Below are 2,496 nucleotides of genomic sequence, written 5' to 3' on the forward strand. Positions count from 1 at the left end.
TACTCCTTAGTGGCGCTTTGTGCGTTAAATGCAGGCATTGTTGTATATTCACCTCTATTTTCGACTTTACGTAGATAATAACTTGATCTTACAGAAGTTCTGGTCATCTGTTGTTCTGTGAGATTTTTACTTTTCACTTTTAAACTCTCCACACTTATGATATTTGTCCCAACTCTGCTATCAGGGGAAGGGTTTTGACTTAAGTAAACCTGCGCCAAATGTTACAATTAGACCTGATGCTCGGTTTTGTCAGTAAGTCTAGCTACCTATGGAAGGTAGTTGCTGGTAGGAGATTGGTCAATTTCAGCTTTAAAATAGTTAACCTATAACCGTGAAAATGTATTCACAGGTATCTATTGCTATCTATCTAAGCCATGTAACATTTTATATCTTATAACTTGAAGCGCAGATTGTAATCCCTACTCTAAGTTAATAATTGTAAAGGGAATAGGGGTTGACAAGATTGCTCATAAGTAACATGAAAGACAGTACTGTTTGTAGTGGTATTACGGCTTAAATATGAACTCAAGTCAAAATTTAGACATAAAATCAGTACTTGACATACTAGAAGATCAAGTTCTTAGTTATACTGGAAAACGTTTGACTAAAGCTGAAAAGATTGTAATTGAAGGGTCTTGGCATGGTAAAGACTATAAGGAAATAGCAAGTGATTCTGGATACAGTGGGTATTATTTGCAGCAGGAAGTTGGACCACAGTTATGGACAACACTTTCAAAAGTTATCGGTAATGGGGTGCAGGTAAAAAAAATAACTTTAAAAAATATTTTGCTTAAAGTAGCAAAAGAGCATTGTATTAAGCTGGAAGCATCTAGGCTGGACGATGATTGTCTTGTGGGCAAGACGAGAATATATGGAGAGTTGCCTAAAGTAGCATTTTTCTATGGTAGAAAAAAAGAAATTATTGATTTAAAAAAGCAAATTAATTTTTCTAAAAAATCTTGCATAGCCATAACTGGAATAGGAGGAATAGGTAAAAGTTTATTGGTAGCAAAAGTAATCGAAGAAATACTTTTAGATAAATCAGATGCATATGAATACATCGTTTGGAATACAGTTACTCGTTATTCCTCGATTGATGAAGTAGTCACTGAATTAATTAGCATTTTTGACTTAGAGGCAGAGAAAGAAACTTTGCTAGAAAAAATTTCTTTGCTATCAAAGCATTTTCATTTACATCGGTGTTTACTAATATTAGATGGTTTTGAAAAAGTGGCACAAGTAGAGAGTTTTAAAAGAAGATTAGAATATGAAGATTTTTTTGTCGGAATTACAAAAGGTCGTCATAAAAGTTGTGTATTAGTAACGAGTCAAGTGCCTTTAAAGGACATTGCTTACGTAACTCAAAGTTTGCCTATTGAATCTTTACGCTTGGAAGGCTTAGACTCAAACGCTGCAATGCAAATGCTACATGATAAAGGATTGTTTGGGGACGGATGTATACAATTAATTGAAAATTATCGCGGAAATCCATCAGAGTTAGATACAGTTGCTGAACGAATTAATCGCATTTTTGGAGGAAATGTCCAAAAATTCTTTGATTATGAAACTACGGTAATTGGACCTAGACTTAAAGTAATGCTTAATATGCAATTTGGACAAGCTGGTTTTTTAAGCGATCTCCAAAGACAAATCATGATTTTTTTAGCAGAAGAGTTATCAAAAGATTCAACTCCAATTCCTTTTTTTAAGCTTGTTAGTGGATTAAAAGAACGATTAGGTTTAAAAGTGTCAGTTTCTGAAGTAATAACAGCAATGGAAACCTTAGATGAACGTTCATTAATTGAAACTAGTAGAAAATCAAGGAAACAGGAAGTTTGTTATAGCTTGGAACCAGTAGTTAAGAAGTATATTTTGGTCGATGCACTTGGCTTGGTGTACGATAAGACAAGTGCATCACAAACAAGTAATGGCGTTCAGGAGCGAATGTGAGCTACTGTATAAATCCTCTTTGTATTCAGCGCCATAATCCTGATGATATTGAAAATTGTTTAGCTTGCGGGAATTCTTTATTAATAAACAAACGTTTTCGTTTGTTACATCCGTTACGTTCTTTAGATAGAGATCCATATACTTATACAGATATTTTTGAGGTTGAAGACGTTGGTATTGTCGAGGATGAGGATGATAGCACAGAATCCCATCCACACCCTCAAAGAAAAGTAATGAAAATCTTAAAATGGATAGACGAGCCTAAATTAGTTGAACTGCTTCGACGAGAATCAATTTTATTACAAATTCTTGACCATCCTGGAATTCCTAAGTCTAATAGAGGAGATTATTTTGCTTTGAGGCTGAATGACAATCGTTTAGAATTGCATTGCTTAGTAATGCAGAAGTTTGAAGGAGAGGATTTAGGGAAGTGGATAAAATCTTATGGAAAAATTACTCAGAGCCTAGCACTTGATTGGCTTTCACAATTAATGGATATTCTTGATTTAGTTCACCGCTCTGGTGTGTTTCATAGAGATATTAAGC

The 2,496-nt window shown here is 34.3% G+C and carries 2 protein-coding genes; both read left to right on the forward strand.

The genetic code is table 11. The features are described from left to right. The first annotated feature begins 519 nt into the window (after positions 1–519). On the forward strand, positions 520–1,950 hold the full coding sequence (locus tag RRG12_RS42950) for an NB-ARC domain-containing protein (protein WP_420763082.1): 1,431 nt from the start codon (positions 520–522) through the stop codon (positions 1,948–1,950). Further along, positions 1,947–2,496 (forward strand): 4-Cys prefix domain-containing protein (locus RRG12_RS42955; RefSeq protein WP_420763275.1); only part of this gene is annotated, 550 nt, incomplete at its 3' end. The genes RRG12_RS42950 and RRG12_RS42955, both read left to right, overlap by 4 nt.

The sequence above is a fragment of the Nostoc sp. CALU 546 genome (assembly GCF_048836525.1).

What these genes read in the sequence shown, in the direction of transcription:
- RRG12_RS42950 (WP_420763082.1), top strand. Translation starts at nt 520, where the DNA reads ATGAACTCAAGTCAAAATTTAGACATAAAATCAGTACTTGACATACTA.